The sequence below is a fragment of the Xenorhabdus mauleonii genome (assembly GCF_900113945.1).
GTDB classification, from domain to species: domain Bacteria; phylum Pseudomonadota; class Gammaproteobacteria; order Enterobacterales; family Enterobacteriaceae; genus Xenorhabdus; species Xenorhabdus mauleonii.
The window spans coordinates 1-16,906 of sequence record NZ_FORG01000022.1; the positions used below are offsets into that span (position 1 = coordinate 1).

At 43.8% G+C, this 16,906-nt stretch carries 15 protein-coding genes and 2 pseudogenes; 15 read left to right on the plus strand and 2 right to left on the minus strand.

The genetic code is table 11. The features are described from left to right. Positions 1-1,960, plus strand: a 1,960-nt coding sequence (locus BM100_RS17080) for a primase-like DNA-binding domain-containing protein (RefSeq protein WP_092513142.1), incomplete at its 5' end; no start/stop codon positions are given. Between the two features lie 350 nt (positions 1,961-2,310). Here BM100_RS17080 and BM100_RS17085 read toward each other — a convergent pair. Both BM100_RS17085 and BM100_RS17090 read right to left on the minus strand, forming a co-directional pair. Further along, a protein-coding gene (locus BM100_RS17085) for an IS1 family transposase (RefSeq protein WP_211284515.1) occupies positions 2,311-3,023 on the minus strand; the annotation gives its coding sequence in 2 pieces (ribosomal slippage) (positions 2,311-2,771 and positions 2,771-3,023; 714 coding nt in all). A gap of 69 nt (positions 3,024-3,092) precedes the next feature. Next, the gene (locus BM100_RS17090) at positions 3,093-3,992 is read right to left on the minus strand and encodes a YopJ family acetyltransferase (RefSeq protein ID WP_092513144.1); all 900 of its coding nucleotides are present in this window, start codon (positions 3,990-3,992) and stop codon (positions 3,093-3,095) included. A gap of 266 nt (positions 3,993-4,258) precedes the next feature. Between BM100_RS17090 and BM100_RS17095 the strand changes: the two genes are divergently transcribed. The 14 genes and pseudogenes from BM100_RS17095 (at position 4,259) to BM100_RS17165 (ending at position 16,802) form a co-directional block, all read left to right on the plus strand. After that, the gene (locus tag BM100_RS17095; protein WP_092513146.1) at positions 4,259-5,410 is read left to right on the plus strand and encodes a phage major capsid protein; all 1,152 of its coding nucleotides are present in this window, start codon (positions 4,259-4,261) and stop codon (positions 5,408-5,410) included. A gap of 44 nt (positions 5,411-5,454) precedes the next feature. Beyond that, positions 5,455-6,003, plus strand: a complete 549-nt coding sequence (locus BM100_RS17100) for an HK97 family phage prohead protease (protein ID WP_092513148.1) — start codon at positions 5,455-5,457, stop codon at positions 6,001-6,003. 2 nt (positions 6,004-6,005) lie between these two features. Continuing rightward, positions 6,006-7,223, plus strand: a pseudogene (locus tag BM100_RS17105) (phage portal protein). Further along, positions 7,220-7,558, plus strand: coding sequence for a phage head closure protein (locus BM100_RS17110; protein WP_092513150.1), 339 nt, complete (start codon positions 7,220-7,222; stop codon positions 7,556-7,558). Before BM100_RS17105 ends, BM100_RS17110 begins: the two are co-directional and overlap by 4 nt. Next, positions 7,551-7,844, plus strand: coding sequence for a head-tail connector protein (locus BM100_RS17115; protein ID WP_092513152.1), 294 nt, complete (start codon positions 7,551-7,553; stop codon positions 7,842-7,844). Before BM100_RS17110 ends, BM100_RS17115 begins: the two co-directional genes overlap by 8 nt. A gap of 8 nt (positions 7,845-7,852) precedes the next feature. Next, positions 7,853-8,287: an HNH endonuclease gene (locus BM100_RS17120; protein ID WP_092513154.1), complete on the plus strand. Its 435-nt coding sequence runs from the start codon at positions 7,853-7,855 to the stop codon at positions 8,285-8,287. Positions 8,288-8,413: 126 nt separating this feature from the next. Beyond that, the gene (locus BM100_RS17125; RefSeq protein WP_092513156.1) at positions 8,414-8,767 is read left to right on the plus strand and encodes a phage terminase small subunit P27 family; all 354 of its coding nucleotides are present in this window, start codon (positions 8,414-8,416) and stop codon (positions 8,765-8,767) included. Further along, a pseudogene (locus tag BM100_RS17130) lies at positions 8,764-8,943 on the plus strand (terminase large subunit); the annotation flags it as partial. The gene BM100_RS17125 and the pseudogene BM100_RS17130, both read left to right, overlap by 4 nt. A gap of 405 nt (positions 8,944-9,348) precedes the next feature. After that, positions 9,349-10,188, plus strand: coding sequence for a phage tail protein (locus tag BM100_RS17135; protein WP_092513158.1), 840 nt, complete (start codon positions 9,349-9,351; stop codon positions 10,186-10,188). Positions 10,189-10,289: 101 nt separating this feature from the next. Next, on the plus strand, positions 10,290-11,579 hold the full coding sequence (locus tag BM100_RS22675; RefSeq protein WP_139216985.1) for a phage tail fiber protein: 1,290 nt from the start codon (positions 10,290-10,292) through the stop codon (positions 11,577-11,579). A gap of 459 nt (positions 11,580-12,038) precedes the next feature. Then, complete coding sequence (locus tag BM100_RS17150) at positions 12,039-12,302, plus strand: helix-turn-helix domain-containing protein (protein ID WP_092513232.1); 264 nt, start codon at positions 12,039-12,041, stop codon at positions 12,300-12,302. Between the two features lie 503 nt (positions 12,303-12,805). Beyond that, positions 12,806-14,215 carry a replicative DNA helicase gene (gene dnaB, locus BM100_RS17155; RefSeq protein WP_092513160.1) on the plus strand — a complete coding sequence of 470 codons (1,410 nt, stop codon included), beginning with the start codon at positions 12,806-12,808 and terminating at the stop codon, positions 14,213-14,215. A 109-nt stretch (positions 14,216-14,324) separates the two neighbouring features. Next, complete coding sequence (gene alr / locus BM100_RS17160; protein ID WP_092513162.1) at positions 14,325-15,404, plus strand: alanine racemase; 1,080 nt, start codon at positions 14,325-14,327, stop codon at positions 15,402-15,404. A 201-nt stretch (positions 15,405-15,605) separates the two neighbouring features. Continuing rightward, positions 15,606-16,802, plus strand: coding sequence for an amino acid aminotransferase (locus BM100_RS17165; protein WP_092513164.1), 1,197 nt, complete (start codon positions 15,606-15,608; stop codon positions 16,800-16,802). Positions 16,803-16,906: the final 104 nt, after the last annotated feature.

A 16,906-nucleotide genomic window follows, 5' to 3' on the forward strand; every position in this document is an offset into this window, starting at 1 on the left:
GCGGCTACTGCAAGATGGCTCTCTATTACTGGTGACTCAGACATTAGATGGCACTATTTCCGGCGCACAAATCATTAAGCCGAACAGTGATAAACACCTTGTTTCCGGCACGCAGAAGAAAGGGAGCTTTATTCAGGTATCTGAAATTACCGGAACGCCGGACACCATTATCATTACCGAAGGTTACGCGACAGCGCTGACTGTCAGCCAGTTACATAATGGTGTGGTACTGGCTGCCATTGATGAAAGTAATTTACTGAATGTTGCCGAATTGGTCAGAAAGCAATGGCCTGAATCGACAATCATTCTTGCGGCTGACAATGACTGGCACGAGCCGGAAGAACGGGATAAGAACAGAAAACTGAAAAAGAACGTGGGCAAAATAGCGGCAGAAAAGACCGCTAAAGCGATTAATGGCTGGGTAACGTTACCGCCAACGGAATATAAAGCCGACTGGGACGATTATCGTCAGCATCACGGCATAGAGGCAGCAAAGCAGGCATTTAGCAACGGGTTATATCAGGTCAGGGAGAAAGAGCCAGTGAACGCAGAAGCAACGGAGAACTACGAAATTAAACCCAAAAAAGCCAATAATAATCTGGCACAAATGGCAGCCAGTCAGCGCGGGACATTGTTGGTTGAACATTACCAAAAAATCGCAGTACATGCTGAAAGCGAAGCGGTTTATCACTATAACGGCACGACATGGGAAACCGTGTCAGATAATGAACTGCGTCGCGCAATGGTGGCAATCTTTGATCAGCACGACACCCCTTATAGCCCGAATGGTATCAATAACGCTATCTGCGCCATGAAATTACAAATTCCGGTTATTGGCGAACAACGGTCGGATTTAATCGGGTTCAACAATGGCGTGTATGCGTTATCGACACAACAATTTACCCCACACCAGCCGGAACACTGGCTAATGAATCATAACGGCATTGCATTCACGCTACCTGCTGTCGGTGAAAATTTGCCGGATCATGCTCCCGATTTTTATCGCTGGCTATCCCATGCGGCGGGGAAGAATGAAAACAAGATGGATCGTATCAAAGCGGCTCTGTTTATGATTTTGGCAAACCGTTATGACTGGCAGTTATTTATTGAAGTAACAGGCGAAGGCGGCAGCGGTAAAAGCGTATTTACGTATATTGCTACCTTACTGGCGGGAGAGCACAATACTGCCAGTGGCAATATGAGAGCGCTGGATGAAGCAAGAGGCCGCTATCAGTTTGTCGGCAAGAGCCTGATTACACTGCCCGATCAGGTTAAATATGTCGGTGAAGGTGCGGGAATTAAGGCCATTACAGGCGGCGACCTGATTGAAGTTGACGGAAAATACGAGAAGCAGTTTTCAATAATCATTAAAGCCGTGGTATTAGCCACCAATAACGAACCCATGAGTTTTACCGAACGTAACGGTGGCATTGCACGGCGGCGGGTGATATTCCCGTTTAATATTCCGGTCAAAGAATCCGAGAAAGATCCACAATTGCCGGAGAAAATCAGTCGGGAGCTGCCTGTAATTATTCGTCACTTGTTAAACGAATTTGCCGACCAGAATAAGGCTAAGAAACTACTACAGGCGCAACGCGACTCGAACGAAGCGTTAACGGTAAAGAGTCATTCCGATCCGCTGTATCGCTTTTGTGGTTATTTGGTGTCTGTCAATGATACAACTGGGATGAAGATGGGCAATAAGAACATCAGCCCACGCGCACCGAGAATGTATTTATATCATGCTTATCTTTCTTTTATGGAAGCGCACGGCTTTGAACGTCCGCTGACACTAACCAAATTTGGTGAGTCCATTCCCAAGATTATGCTGGAGTACCGAAAAGAGTACCGGAAAGTGCGAACCAAGAAAGGTTTTTCCTACAACGTTGAGTTATCGGAGGAGGCCGAAGAATGGCTGCCCTCTGTGCCTGAGTGTCGAGATTTTACATCACCTGTATAAAACTTTTAGCTTTAGGCCTACATTCTATACATAATTTCAAATATCTATCTGTATTTAAAAGAAAATAATAGATGTATAGTTATTTTTAAACTATACATCAACTCTACATTCTCTTCATTAATCTAAAAAATGGGTGAACAGGTGATACAGTCAGTGAATATCATGTTAATTGCATCAAACTCAGATGTAGCAAGGATTTCAGGGGATTGTGCAGAGGGTGCATAACTGAGAGGATGAAAAAGATTTTCAGGGGGGGTTGGCAAGTAAACGAAATCAGAGTAACTGGAAAAAGTAAATACAGAAGCGCAAGAAGCAACTAAAAAGATAAAAGGTTATCATTCTTATTTTTGTCATGACTCCAAAGCGTTATAATGATGTTTTTCAATATATGCGCCAATTAACTTTTCGTGGACTTCAATCGAACGTGAAAAACAAATTGTTCTTCTTGCCAATCGTTTGATGTGAATACGCAGATTGAGATTATGCCGCTCAATGCGTTGTGTAAAAATTTTCCCCACTAAATGTTTTTCAGGCTCAATTTCTCTGGCGTAACTCCCCCAATCATCCGTGGTGAAGAAACGAATGCTAAAAGGCATCAGTAAGTTGAGCAATTTGGGACAGGTCGCATCCGTTCGCGAACCGAATACATGTGCTATTACCTGTTTTCTCTTTGTATCAAACGCATACCAAAGCCAGTGGCGTTGCTTTTTGTTACCGACAAAAGACCATTGTTCATCTAATTCGCAGATAAGAGTCACATCTTCGTAGACGACCTGCCTCGCTGTTACTTGTTTTGGCGAGAGCTTTTTAAAGTGCGTATAACGGTATTAATGCCAACACCTAGAACACGACCGGTGTCTCTCACACCAGAACCATTCATCGCCATATCAACAATTTTCTCTTTCATGTCAGGCTTATGACCATTATAACGATAGTTAAGTTGAAAGGTTTTCTGGCAATTTTTGCAATAATAGCGAGGGAAACCGGCTTTACCTGTTCCGTGCTTACGTACTGGTTCCGTTTGACCGCAATATCGGCAAGCAACTTCTATCGTGACAGTCATATCGCGCTCCACTGAAAAAATGCAAGAATATCAAATTAACACTTTGGAGTCACGACCCTTATTTTTTATTCATGACTCATCGAGCCAGCGTAGCGCAGCCTCAGCAAGGTTAAGTCTTTTTTCTTCAATAGAGTTACTGTAGATTCGTTCTTTTTTGTCAATTGTGCGGGTTACTTCATGGCGCTTATATCTGTCTATTAATGTCTCTCTTCCTCCGGGCTGTTTATTCGCTTTCATATCCTTATTGATTTCACCCAAATGACTTTTGAAGTAATTATTATAAGTATTCATTAGCTTCATTGACTGTGCATGTTTAAAAAAATCAATAGGCAATAATTTTATTGCTTGATCGCAAAGCACTACTCTAGCCACCTTCAATAAGGCATCATCAAGTACTGGAGCGTAAGGAGCATGGTTTTCTCTAATAAATTCTATTTTATTGTTGAAAAGATCTTGATGAAGCTTTACAAAGTGATCACTATATTTATTCATTTTCTTCAAAAAATGAAGTGAAAAAAGCAAGCAATCTGCATCACTATTTTGTATTTGGTTGTAAATATAAAGGGTTTTTATGTTGGAAACATCATTAAGTTGATTAATCGTAAGATATAGTCTGGAAAAAATAAACTGATTTTTCCCGCGACTTGAATCAACAAAAATGATAGAAATATTATTATCCATATCTTTAAAAACATTAGCTGCGGCAAAATGTGTTCTATCATCACCAGCATTAATCACAAATCTCTTGTGCTCATTATTCTTCAATTTATTTAATTCATTTATAGAATTAGCAAAATCATTTATAGTCATAATAGTAGGGTGTGCATTCATACTGGATGTCGCATTTAAATGCTTTAATATTATTTGGCAATTAATACGATCCATTAGTATGTTATTGAATTGAACGTTGTTTATTTTATTTGTTCGGATTTTGTCTATGTACGATATTAACGAATCTTTATCAGGCATTTTAATACTCCAATTAGTTATCTGAAAAAACCATAGCGCTGATTGTTAATTTTTGACCTTGAGAGACACAAGGAATAATGACTGTGTTACTTATTGTATTTTACTCTACTTCATTTTTAACGAAAGTTCTTAATCTAATTTTTTATTAAACAACAAGCATTAAATTTTTTGTATATTCAAACAACATAGCTAGAGTTCTTTCTTATTATTTTTCATGATGTTAAAAAAATCACTTACTGAGAAAATAAATTAATTATGAAAATATCATGAAAGAATTACTTGAATTACGCCAACAAAAGGCTTCCCTTACCGAACAAATGCGCTCACTGCTTACCAAAGCGGAAAACGAAAAGCGCTCACTCAATACCAATGAAGCCAAACAGTTCGACGAACTGCGCAGCCAATCCGACACACTGAATACTGAAATTGCCCGTTATGAAGCATTGGCTGATGAAGAACGCAGTCAGGCAAAAAACCAACCGACCAGCAAAAAGCTCAGCAATGACGAATTACGCCACTATGTTCTGGCGGGTGAAACTCGCTCCCTATCCACGGGCGTTCCGTCTGAGGGCGGCTATACCGTTATTCCCGAACTGAACAAACAAATCATGCAACAACTGACTGATGAGCCAGTCATGCGCCGGATTTGTACGGTGAAAACTACACGCAGCAACGAATATAAGCAATTGGTTTCTGTCGGTGGTGCAGCTGTGGCACACGGCGAAGAAGGCAAGGTACGCACTGAGACTGCCACGCCGAAGATGGAAGAGGTCAGCATTAAACTATTTCCTATCTACGCCTACCCCAAGACAACCCAAAAGATTATCGATTTTAGCGATGTCGATATCTTAGGCTGGTTGACTGCTGAGATTGCCGACACTTTTGTCGATACCGAAGAAACCGATCTCGTGAGCGGTGACGGTAGCAAAAAAGCGAAAGGCTTCCTGTCTTATTCCCGTGATACCCAAGCTGACAAAGTACGTGCATTTGGCACATTGCAAAAATTGGAAATAACCGCGCTTTCAGCGGATAGCCTGATTGACCTGAAATTCTTACTCAAAAACAAATACCGTAAAAATGCTGTCTGGGTGATGAATTCCAATACAGCCGCTCAGGTGCAGAAACTAAAAAACGGCAATGGTGATTATATCTGGCGGGAACGTTTACAGGCGGGTGATCCGGATATGCTGCTGGGCTTGCCTGTCCATTACCTCGAATTTATGCCGGAGGGTGTGATCGGTCTGGGTGACTTCAAACGTGGCCATTTTATCGTTGACCATGAAACGGGCATTCGTACCCGTCCTGACAATATCACTGAGCCGGGATTTTATAAGGTACATACCGATAAATATCTGGGCGGCGGGCTGGTGGATTCCAACGCGATTAAGGTACTGGAAGTGAAAGCACCCAGCAACTAAGCAGAAGGGGTATCGCGCCCCTTTCCAAGTCTTGGAGTCTATCAATGAAGAATGATTTTGAAATCCGCACCGCTTCACTGTCTGCCACCAATAAGACGCTGACAGGTTATGTGATTAAGTGGAACAGCCGATCACATGTGCTATGGGATGAGTTTATTGAACAGTTCGCGCCGAATGCGTTTAATACCAGTTTAGCGACAAGAACTGACATCAGGGCATTGTACGAGCATGACCCGATGAACCTGTTAGGCCGAACCACGTCCGGTACGTTGCAGCTTGCCGAAGATGCCACCGGATTACGTTTCGAATTAACGCCGCCAGATACCCAATTGGGGCACGATGTATTAACACTGGTTGCACGCGGGGATATACAAGGCATGTCCTTTGGTTTTCGTGCCATTAAAGATCAGTGGGATACCCGTCAGACACCTTATATCAGAACGGTATTGGAAGCTGAATTGCGGGAAATTACGATTACGAGTATGCCCGCTTATCCTGAAAGTGGCGTAGAGATTGCCAAGCGTTCACTGAATGCCGCTAAGTTCTGCCCTGTGGATTTGCGTCATTACTGGCTGCAACTATCTGAGGTGTAACCATGTGGCCTTTTACGCGAAAAACGCCTGAAACCCGCAGCATGGGTATTGATGAGTTTCTTTCTCTGGCAGGCATGGCTAATACCAAATCAGGCGAACATGTTTCTTCGTCTACGGCAGAAGGCTTACCCGCTGTGATGAATGCCGTTACAGTGATTAGTGAAGCGGTAGCCTCCATGCCTTGTTATCTCTATCGAGTTCAGCACCAGAACGGCAAAGAATCCCGCGAATGGTTGAGCGATCACCCCGTTGATTACTTGCTGAATGAATGTCCGAATGACTGCCAGACACCGTACCAGTTTAAGCGAACCCTGATGCGTCATTGCTTATTGAGTGGTAATGCGTATGCGGTGATTGTCTAGGGGCGGGATGGTCAGCCACAGTCATTACACCCTTACCCGCCGTCAGCGGTTGTACCACAACGATTATCCGATCATCGGTTCGCGTATACCATCACCGAGCCTTATAGCGGCAAGGCCAAAACCTATCTACAGGAAGAAATCCTGCATTTGCGTTATGCCACCGAAGATGGTTTTCTTGGGCGATCACCTGTTACCGTTTGCCGTGAAACTCTGGGCTTGGGGCTGGCACAACAACGCCACGGCGCAAGCATTATGAAAGATGGCATGATGGCGGCGGGCGTGATTAAAGCGGCTGACTGGCTGGACGGGATCAAGGGAAGCAAGGCACTGGAAGCCCTCGAACGTTATAAAGGTGCGCGTAATGCCGGAAAAACGCCGATCCTTGAAGGTGGGATGGAATACCAGCAGTTAGGCATGAGTAACCAAGATGCCGAATGGCTGGCCTCCCGTCGCTTCACCATTGACGATATCGCCCGTATGTTCAACGTCAGTCCGATCTTTCTGCAAGAGTATTCGAACAGTACCTACAGCAACTTTAGCGAAGCCTCCCGCGCTTTTCTGACCATCACTATGCGCCCGTGGCTTGCCAATTTTGAACAACAAATCAAAGCGGCCTTGCTGATGACCTCGCCAAAACGGGGGATTCGTTATCAGGTGGAATTTGATACAGCCGATTTGCTGCGCGCCAATCCAAGGGAACGTTTCCAGAGCTATGAAACTGCTATTAAATCCGGTGTTATGTCACCGAATGAAGCCCGCGAACGCGAGGGATTATCGCCCCGTGAAGGTGGTGATGAATTTAGTCAGGCATGGAAGCAAACCGTAGAAGTGAAAAAGCAAACGGAGAACACGAAATGAGAGCAGGCAGATTGAGACACCGGATCACGCTTCAAAAAAACGAATCAAGCCGCTCGCCTATGGGTTCAGTGATAAACAAATGGGTGGATATTGCCGACGTTTGGGCAGAAGTTCAGCCGATAAGCGGGCGGGAGTTGGTCGCCTCTGGTGCCGTGTTATCAGAAGCCACGGTGCGTATCTGGCTGCGTTACCGTGATGATATCGCCACAACAAATCGCATTGTCTATCAAGGTGCCAGCACCCACGGCAAGAGTTTTGCCATCGTTGCCGTTATCCCTGATCCGAAACACACCCGCTTAGAGCTGCTTTGCAAGGGAGGAGTGAAATATGGCTGATATTGACATTCCACTGAATGAAATCAAACAACATTGCCGGATTGATGAAAGCGACGCCCTTGATGATGCGTTGCTTACCGCGTATGCCGAAGCCGCGCTGGAAGTCTGCCAGCAACATATTGGTAAACGGTTTGATACTGGTTTGGCCTTCACGCCCGCAATCAAGGTGGGCTGCCTGCTTTATATCGGCCTGTTATATGAAAATCGGGAAATGGCAACCGATATTGAGCTTAAAGAAGTCCCGTTCACCATTAAATCACTGTGGTCTGTCTATCGTGATGTGTGAGTTTACTGATGCCGTGGCAGCCTTTGAAACGCTGTAGCTACTCTAACTGCCGCGAACGTGTGAAGTCAGGCCGATGCACGCAACATCAACGGGAAGCCAGACGCCAGCAGGATAAGCAACGCGGCACCCGAACCCAGCGAGGTTACAGTAACCGATGGGGACGCTATCGGCTGTACTACCTGAAAGCCAATCCGTTATGTGCCCATTGCTTACAGCAAAATGTCTACACACCTGCAAGCATTGTGGATCATATCATTCCGATACAGGGTGACAGTGATGTGCTGTTCTGGCCTGCATCCAATCATCAAGCATTATGCCAGACCTGCCATAACCGTAAAACCGTACAGACAGACCCCATCACCAAAGCAAAGCGCAAGCAGGGGATTTATCAGCAACAGGAAACCGAAGCGGCAAGGTATCGAGACTGGTTATCAAAAGAATAATAACGAAATGAAATAACGGGGTGGGGTAGCAAAAATGACAAGTGTCCCTTTCAGCGGAACCGCCCCCTCCTTCAATTTTTACGCACGGCACTTTTTTTTGAAAATAAAACAACAAGGAAAAAAATCATGGCAAGAGCGCCAAAACCGCCAACTTACCTTAATGATATTGCCGCCAGTCAATGGAAGGCCAAAGGTAAAGTTTTAAGTGAGCGGGAAGACCTGACTGCCGCTGACTGGAACAACTTAGAACTGTACTGTGTTAATTACTCTATTTATCGAAAAGCCGTGGCAGACCTTGATATCAGGGGCTTTAGCATTATTAATAGCCAAGGCAGTGAGAGCCGAAATCCGTCATTGAGTGCTAAATCGGATGCCGAAAAAATCATGATAAAAATGTCATCGTTGCTGGGTTTTGACCCTGTATCACGGCGTAAAAATCCGGTGGAAACCGAGGAAGAAGACGAGCTGGATCGCCTATGAACGCATGGGAGCAGTACGCATTTGATATCGAAAATGGCAAAATTCCGGCCTGTAAACGGGTAAAACAGGCCGTGAAACGCTACTTTAACGACCTGAATAACCCGCTTTATGCGTTTGATTCTGAGGTTGTCACACGTTTTATTGCCTTTTCCCGTGTCTGTCCGCATGTCAAAGGCCACCTTGATGAGTTTTGGCACATGGCAAATTGAGCATGAAGAGTTTGTGTTCAACTTAAGCGAGGAACAGCAACAACGATTGAATAACTTTGAGGGGGTTAGCTAATTGATTGATTTTTAGTAACTATCCAACAAGATAAAAAACGATAAAATCAAAGCGTTAAAAGGTGAGCAATTTCGCCTTTATTCCACCAAGTTTTATCAGTCATCAGATAGATTTTATTAATTTACTGCCTGTCATTTTATGTCATCCTGCCACCAAAACATGCAACCTATCAAATATTAGTCAATCTGTACTCTCCAATATTGATGAACCCATTTTATTGATGTTCACAGGCGGAGTAGTATCCCACCGCCTTCATGTTATTTAGCAATGTGTATTGTTGATTAAATGGGGGAATTACCATGAGTATTCAAAACAGTAACAGTTCCGTAACCGTTCCAACAATGGACGATGTCAGAAAAGCCATTAAAGAAGCAATTGAAGAACACGCTGCAAGTCGTAATCATCCTTACGCAACGTTAGAAAATCAAGGTCTTGTCACTCTAAGTAATGACGTCGATAGCGATAGTGAAATGACTGTGGCAACATCCAAGGCCGTAAAGACAGCAAATGATAATGCTGACACTCGCTTGTCTAAGGGTCAGAACGGAGCTGATATCCCGAACAAAGAAGAATTTGTTAAAAACCTCGGGTTAGAACCAATAATGGAAGGATTAGCTTTACCTGTTGGTGTTCCTGTTCCTTGGCCGACAGAAGCACCACCCGAAGGCTGGCTGATATGTAATGGTGATTCATTTGATACAGAAAGATATCCTAAACTGGCTCTTGCCTATCCAAAAGGGGTATTACCTGATTTGAGAGGGGAATTTATTCGCGGATTAGATAATGGCCGCGGCATTGATCCTCACCGTACATTATTGTCTAAACAGCAAGCGACCATGTTGCCATCGGTCTATACCTATAAGGCCAAGGCGGGGTATAAATATAAGGATCCAACAACAGGAAGGGAATATGCAGGGATTCTTGTCTCACCGCCAATGAGTGCATATGAAACAGAAGGGACAGAGGGAGAACAGGGATTCGACTTCAGGCCTAGAGACTTTGATGAGCCAGTGAACGCTCAAACAGGAGACTCATATTTGGCCGTTCCACTAGATCCAGGTGGTGGTGGAGCATACTTAACTACATTCCGTGTTCGCCCACGTAACATAGCATTCAACTACATCGTCAGAGCAGCTTAATTCTGAACTAACAATTTAACCCACATCTTTCGGCGGAATAGTATCCCACCGCCTTCATGTTACTTAGCAATCTGTATTGTTGATTAAATGAGGGAATTACTATGCAAGATAAGAAGCCTGATGCACCTGTTTCAGAAGATAACAATCTGGTGACAGTTACTACGCCGGAATATGTCAAAGAGTCAATCAAAGCAGCCATTGCTCAACACGCTGCAAGTCGTAATCACCCCTATGCAACACTAACTGATAGAGGGTTTGTCACTCTCAGTAATGATGTGGATAGCGATAGTGAAATAACCGCCGCAACCTCTAAAGCTGTTAAGAAAGCCTATGATTTAGCGAATACTGCCAATCAAAACGCACTTAATAATAATTCCGATCTCTATTTAGAGAAGGCGCAAAACGGGGCGGATATACCGGATAAGGCGGCGTTTGTGAGTAACTTAGGATTAGACGAAACTGTCAGTCAAGCCCAAAATGCCTATCCTAAAACTGGAGGTACTATTCAGGGTGAAGTGACTGCAAATAGATACTGGACAAAAACCTCCTTGAATCTAGGTACAGGGGATTGGGGGAAGAAGCATGGCATCTTGAACTCTGGTAAAGATAGCGCTGGGTTTGAGGGTAATAATGTTGAGCTTTTCTCATGGAATGGGATTGGAATGAGGTCAACTCTCAACGACGAAACTAATATTTATTTTAATCCTCGCAATGGAGAGATTGGCACTCGCGGTGTTATCAATGCCAAACAGTTAATAACGCCTTCAGTGATAGTTGGTGGTGGTGGTTTTAATGCAGGTTCCGCTGACAATGCCAGTTTTGAAGGAAACAATGTAGAGATACGTTCATGGTTTGGTGTCGGTTTTAAACCAACATACAATAACCCTCAGGAGCTGGCTACAGTTTTCATCAATACTCGTACTGGTGATATATCAGCTCGAGGAATAATTCGAGCCGGTAATGGTGAGGTACTTTCTTTGGGACAAAATTGTCATCAAGATGGCAATGGATATATCAGACCGAGTTTCTCCGTCATCGAAATACACCCATCCGGTAACTTTACCACTAACGCTGAATCTGAAGGCGCTATTGTTCAACGTTTATCTGAAGGGATATATCTAATCCAAAATGTTATAGGGCTTGGCACTGATGGAACAATGAATAACATAGATATTCCATTATGCCAGAACAAACTACCATTGATTTGGATCAACCATGAAGTCCTCCCTAATGGCTCCATTAAATTAATGACTTACCACCGTGAACACTCAGATGCCCCTACTTTCGCCAGAAATATAAGAGAAGGCTACGTTGACGGTGATTTGATTGATATCCCCGAAGGCAGATTTGTTTCTATTCGAGTGCAAATGCCTTCTTCTAAGAGTGAATAATTGCAAGTTTAATTTTTCTGTGGATTGTTGTCGCTGATTCCAAATTGGATCTTTCTGCATGGACACGGACGTCAAATAACAAACTGTATTAGCCTACACCCTACATATAGTACCTCCGGTGAGCTTTGGCCTTTCTCTTGAGTAACCAACAGCAGAGACCTAAAGTGTCCTATGGGATATAACGCAAAAAGTTAAGCTGTTTTACTGGTTCACTTATTGAATTTGATAAACCAATTCATTAAAGTAGCCTCGCCATCGGCAAAATCCGGTGGTCAAGGTTTTGCAGCCTTGAATGTATCCCACTGGTAGGAAATTTCTACCAGTGTGTCTGCTATCGCCCTTTCAATGGCGGTTCAGGCAGGGGAGGCTTCTGCCTCACCGGTTGGATACATCCGGTCTGCAAACCCTGTCTTGAATCGCCACCATCAATTTTCTCGATTAATGGAAGGGGTAGCAAAGATGATTAATGCCAAACCAGATTGGCATCAAGCCGATATTATTGCTGCATTACGCAAGCGTGGTACAACCTTATCAGCTATTTCCCGTGAAGCGGGACTCAGCTCATCGACACTAGCAAATACACTTTCTCGTCCGTGGCCTAAAGGCGAGTGGATTATTGCCAATTATCTCGAGATACATCCCTCTGTAATATGGCCTAGCCGTTATTTAGATATGGACGGTAATTTTATTGATCGCAAACCCCGAGAAGAATCAAATCAATAATATTCTAATATCGCAATATCAGGGGAATAGTCACCTTGTCTAATCAGATGTATGATTCGCTTTGATAAGGTGGCACTAGCTGCAATGTTATGGAAAGATCAGGTGACAACCTCTACGGGGAAATCTTCTTACTGGTATAACTATCAGTTGTCTGTTACCACAACCTCTTATGCTACCAATGAAATGTGTCGCAACGCTCTATAGTTCAGTACATTTAATGTACTGCCTGATTTTTAATTATCTCAAATTCACTCTTAATTCTTTTCTTTCTTTTATATTGTTCTTATCTTATGTTTTGTTTATAGGTTTGTTCAGTGTTTTATGTATAAACAATTATATAAACAAATGAGGGAAATTTAGTTAAGAAATAAAGTTTGTTGATTTTATATCAAGTGATTATGTCTTATCTATAAGCCTAGACTATATATAATTACTCAAGGCTGTTCTCATGGCGTATACTGATGCGCTATTTCGTTCTTGTTTAGTGGATTGAAGCGGTATACATGGCTGGAAAAAAACCAACTAACAACAGTATGGCTGAACCAAAAGATCGCCAAGTGGAAGGGCTGAAACTTCCACCACACTCTTTGGAAGCAGAGCAATCCGTGTTGGGCGGTTTGATGCTGGATAACGAACGTTGGGATAATGTTTCCGAACGTGTCACCAGTAATGACTTTTTCAGCCGTCCCCACAGGCGTATTTTTTCTGAGATGCAACGTTTGCTCGAAATGAGTAAACCTATCGATTTGATTACGCTATCGGAATCTCTTGAGCAAAATGGTGAACTTGATAGTGTCGGGGGCTTTGCCTACCTGGCTGAATTATCAAAAAACACCCCTAGTGCCGCCAACATCAATGCTTATGCTGATATCGTTCGTGAACGCGCAGTCGTGCGTGACATGATTTCTGTGGCAAATGAAATTGCCGATGCAGGTTATGATCCACAGGGCCGCACGAGTGAAGAGCTTTTGGATTTGGCGGAGTCCAGAGTATTCCAGATTGCAGAAAATCGGGCGAATAAAGATGAAGGCCCGAAAGGCATTGAGCAGATCCTGGAAGAAACAGTTGAGAGGATTGAACAACTTTATCAACGTCCGCATGATGGTGTAACGGGAGTTTCGACAGGCTATCAGGATCTGGATAAAAAAACTGCCGGATTGCAAAAATCAGACTTAATTATCGTCGCTGCGCGCCCTTCAATGGGTAAAACGACTTTTGCGATGAACTTGTGTGAAAACGCTGCGATGATGCAGGATAAACCTGTTCTGATTTTCAGTCTTGAGATGCCCGGCAATCAGATCATGATGCGTATGCTGGCATCGCTTTCCCGTGTAGATCAAACACGTATCCGTACCGGTCAGCTCGATGATGAGGATTGGGCGCGTATCTCCAGCACTATGGGTATCCTGCTGGAAAAACGTAACATGTACATCGATGATTCATCCGGTCTGACGCCGACCGAAGTCCGCTCCCGTGCACGGCGGATTTTTCGCGAACATGGCGGACTCAGCTTGATTATGATCGACTACCTGCAATTAATGCGGGTCCCTTCTTTATCGGACAACCGAACCTTGGAAATTGCGGAAATATCTCGCTCACTGAAAGCATTGGCGAAAGAACTTCAAGTACCGGTTGTTGCACTCTCCCAGCTTAACCGTAGTTTGGAGCAGAGGGCGGATAAACGCCCAGTGAACTCCGACTTGCGTGAATCCGGCTCTATCGAACAGGATGCCGACTTAATCATGTTTATCTACCGTGATGAAGTTTATCACGACAACAGTGAGCTGAAAGGAGTGGCAGAAATTATCCTTGGTAAGCAACGTAACGGCCCTATCGGTACGGTAAGGTTAACGTTTAATGGCCAATGGTCACGGTTCGATAATTACGCAGGGCCAAGCTATAGCGACGAATAAATTTAGTGTCTATCGTTCATATTCAGCTGATTGATCATAATCAGTGCCCATGAGGATAGGCCCTTATTGACCAAACCTGACTGAGAAAGATCATAAAAAAGGGGACAAAATGAAAGCGGCAACTGCTGTTATCGACCGCCGCGCTCTGCGACACAATTTGCAACAAGTTAGGGCACAAGCTCCTGACAGTAAAGTGATTGCCGTTGTGAAAGCAAACGCCTATGGACATGGTTTATTAGAAACAGCGTATACAATGGAAGGTGCTGATTGTTTCGGTGTTGCTCGAATTGGAGAGGCTCTTGCCCTGCGTAGTGGTGGCGTCGTCAAACCCATTTTGCTATTGGAAGGTTTTTTTGAAGCGGCAGATTTACCTGTTCTGCTTGTTAATCATATTGAAACCGTGGTGCATAGCATTGAGCAACTTGAAGCATTGGAACAGGCGGATTTGTCCCATCCGATTAAAGTATGGATGAAGCTGGATACAGGCATGCACCGTTTGGGGGTGAGGATTGATGAAGCTGAAGATTTTTATCAACGCTTGAGTCGCTGCCGTAACGTTGAGCAGCCTGTCAACATCATTAGTCATTTTAGCCGAGCGGATGAACCTACCGTAGAAACAACACAGCAACAAATCGATTGTTTTATGTCATTTGTAACAGGTAAACCCGGTGAAAAATCCATAGCGGCATCGGGTGGGGTGTTACTGTGGCCACAAGCCCATTTGGATTGGGTTCGTCCTGGGATTATGGCATACGGAGCCTCGCCGATGGCGGACAGAACTGCCGCTGATTTCAATTTGATCCCAGCCATGACATTGAAATCTAATTTAATCGCTGTACGCAAACATAAAGCCGGTGAGTCAGTCGGATATGGCGGTACATGGTGTAGCGAACGTGACACCTGTCTTGGGGTTGTTGCTATGGGATATGGTGATGGTTATCCCCGCAGTGCTCCGGCGGGAACCCCTGTCTTTATTAATGGGCGGGAAGTTCCGCTGGTGGGCCGTGTTTCCATGGATATGATTACTGTGGATTTAGGGCCTGAATGTCAGGATAAAGTAGGGGATGAAGTGACGCTTTGGGGAAGTGTTCTGCCAGTTGAGAAAATTGCAGAACATTCAGGGTTAAGCGCTTATGAACTCATTACGAAACTGACTTCACGTGTTGTTATGGAATATTTAGACGAGTAACCCAGTAAATAATATTATTCCTTACTATCTGAATTTCTTGCTACTGTAACTTGCCATTTTATCATTCGCCCCGGTCACATCGTTGCCTAGATTTCCGGGGTTATTGGCTACTTTCTGTCGTGCTGTAACTTGGAGTCAATTGGGTATATATTGTCTGCCATCGCATTTTTTGTATAACCTAGTAGCAAGGGATATAACGTTATGTTCCAGAATGTTGACTCGTATGCAGGTGATCCTATTCTGTCGTTAATGGAAGCATTTAATAACGATCCTCGAACGGAAAAGGTCAATTTAAGTATCGGGCTTTACTACGATGATGAAGGTATAACTCCACAATTACAGACAGTGGCAACCGCTGAAAAACAACTAAATGCCCTGTCACAATCAGCGTCTCTTTACCTGCCAATGGAAGGGTTGCTTGCCTATCGGGTGGCAATTCAAGAGTTATTGTTTGGTAAAGAACATCCATTGTTGCAACAAAAACGCATTGCAACCATTCAAACGGTCGGTGGTTCAGGTGCATTGAAAGTTGGTGCTGACTTCTTACACCGATATTTCCCTGATTCTGAAGTATGGTGCAGTGATCCAACATGGGACAATCATGCCGCCATTTTTGCTGGGGCTGGCGTCAAGGTCAATTATTACCCTTATTTTGATGATAAAACCAAAGGGGTAAAATTTGATGAAATGCTGGAAACATTCAAGAAATTACCAGCAAAAAGCATTATTTTGATGCATCCATGTTGCCATAATCCAACCGGTTCTGACTTGACCCATGAGCAGTGGGATCAGGTGATTCAGGTTGCCAAAGAGCGAGAGTTAATCCCTTTCCTTGATATTGCTTATCAAGGCTTCTCTGAAGGGATGGAAGAAGATGCTTATGCTATCCGTGCAATGGCGGATGCAGAATTACCTTGTCTGGTCAGTAATTCGTTCTCGAAAATTTTCTCACTGTATGGCGAACGGGTGGGAGGATTGTCGGTTATCGGGGATGATGAGAAAGCGACTGAAAATATTTTAGGGCAACTAAAAGCGGGTGTACGGCGTATTTATTCCAGCCCACCAAATTTCGGTGCTCGAGTTGTATCTCAAATATTGAACAACCCGGAATTAAAAAAGCAATGGCTGGATGAAGTAGAGCAAATGCGGTTACGTATTCGGGAAATGCGGACAGTATTGGTAAATGCATTGCAAAAATCCTTGCCGGAAAAAGATTTCAGTCATTTTCTGAAACAACACGGTATGTTCAGTTATACCGGATTCAGCAAAGAGCAAGTTGATCGGCTGCGTGAAGAATTTGGTGTTTATTTGGTTGGTTCTGGCCGTGTTTGTATGGCGGGTGTGAATCATCACAATGTACAGCGGATTGCTGAGACGTTTGCTGCGGTGAGTCAGTAAGATTGACAAGTAGAAGAATTAAAATTCCCCTGTTCAGAAAATGACAGGGGAAGTATTACCAATGAGCGTCGCTTTTATATATAATCCCCTCTCAAATGCAAAAA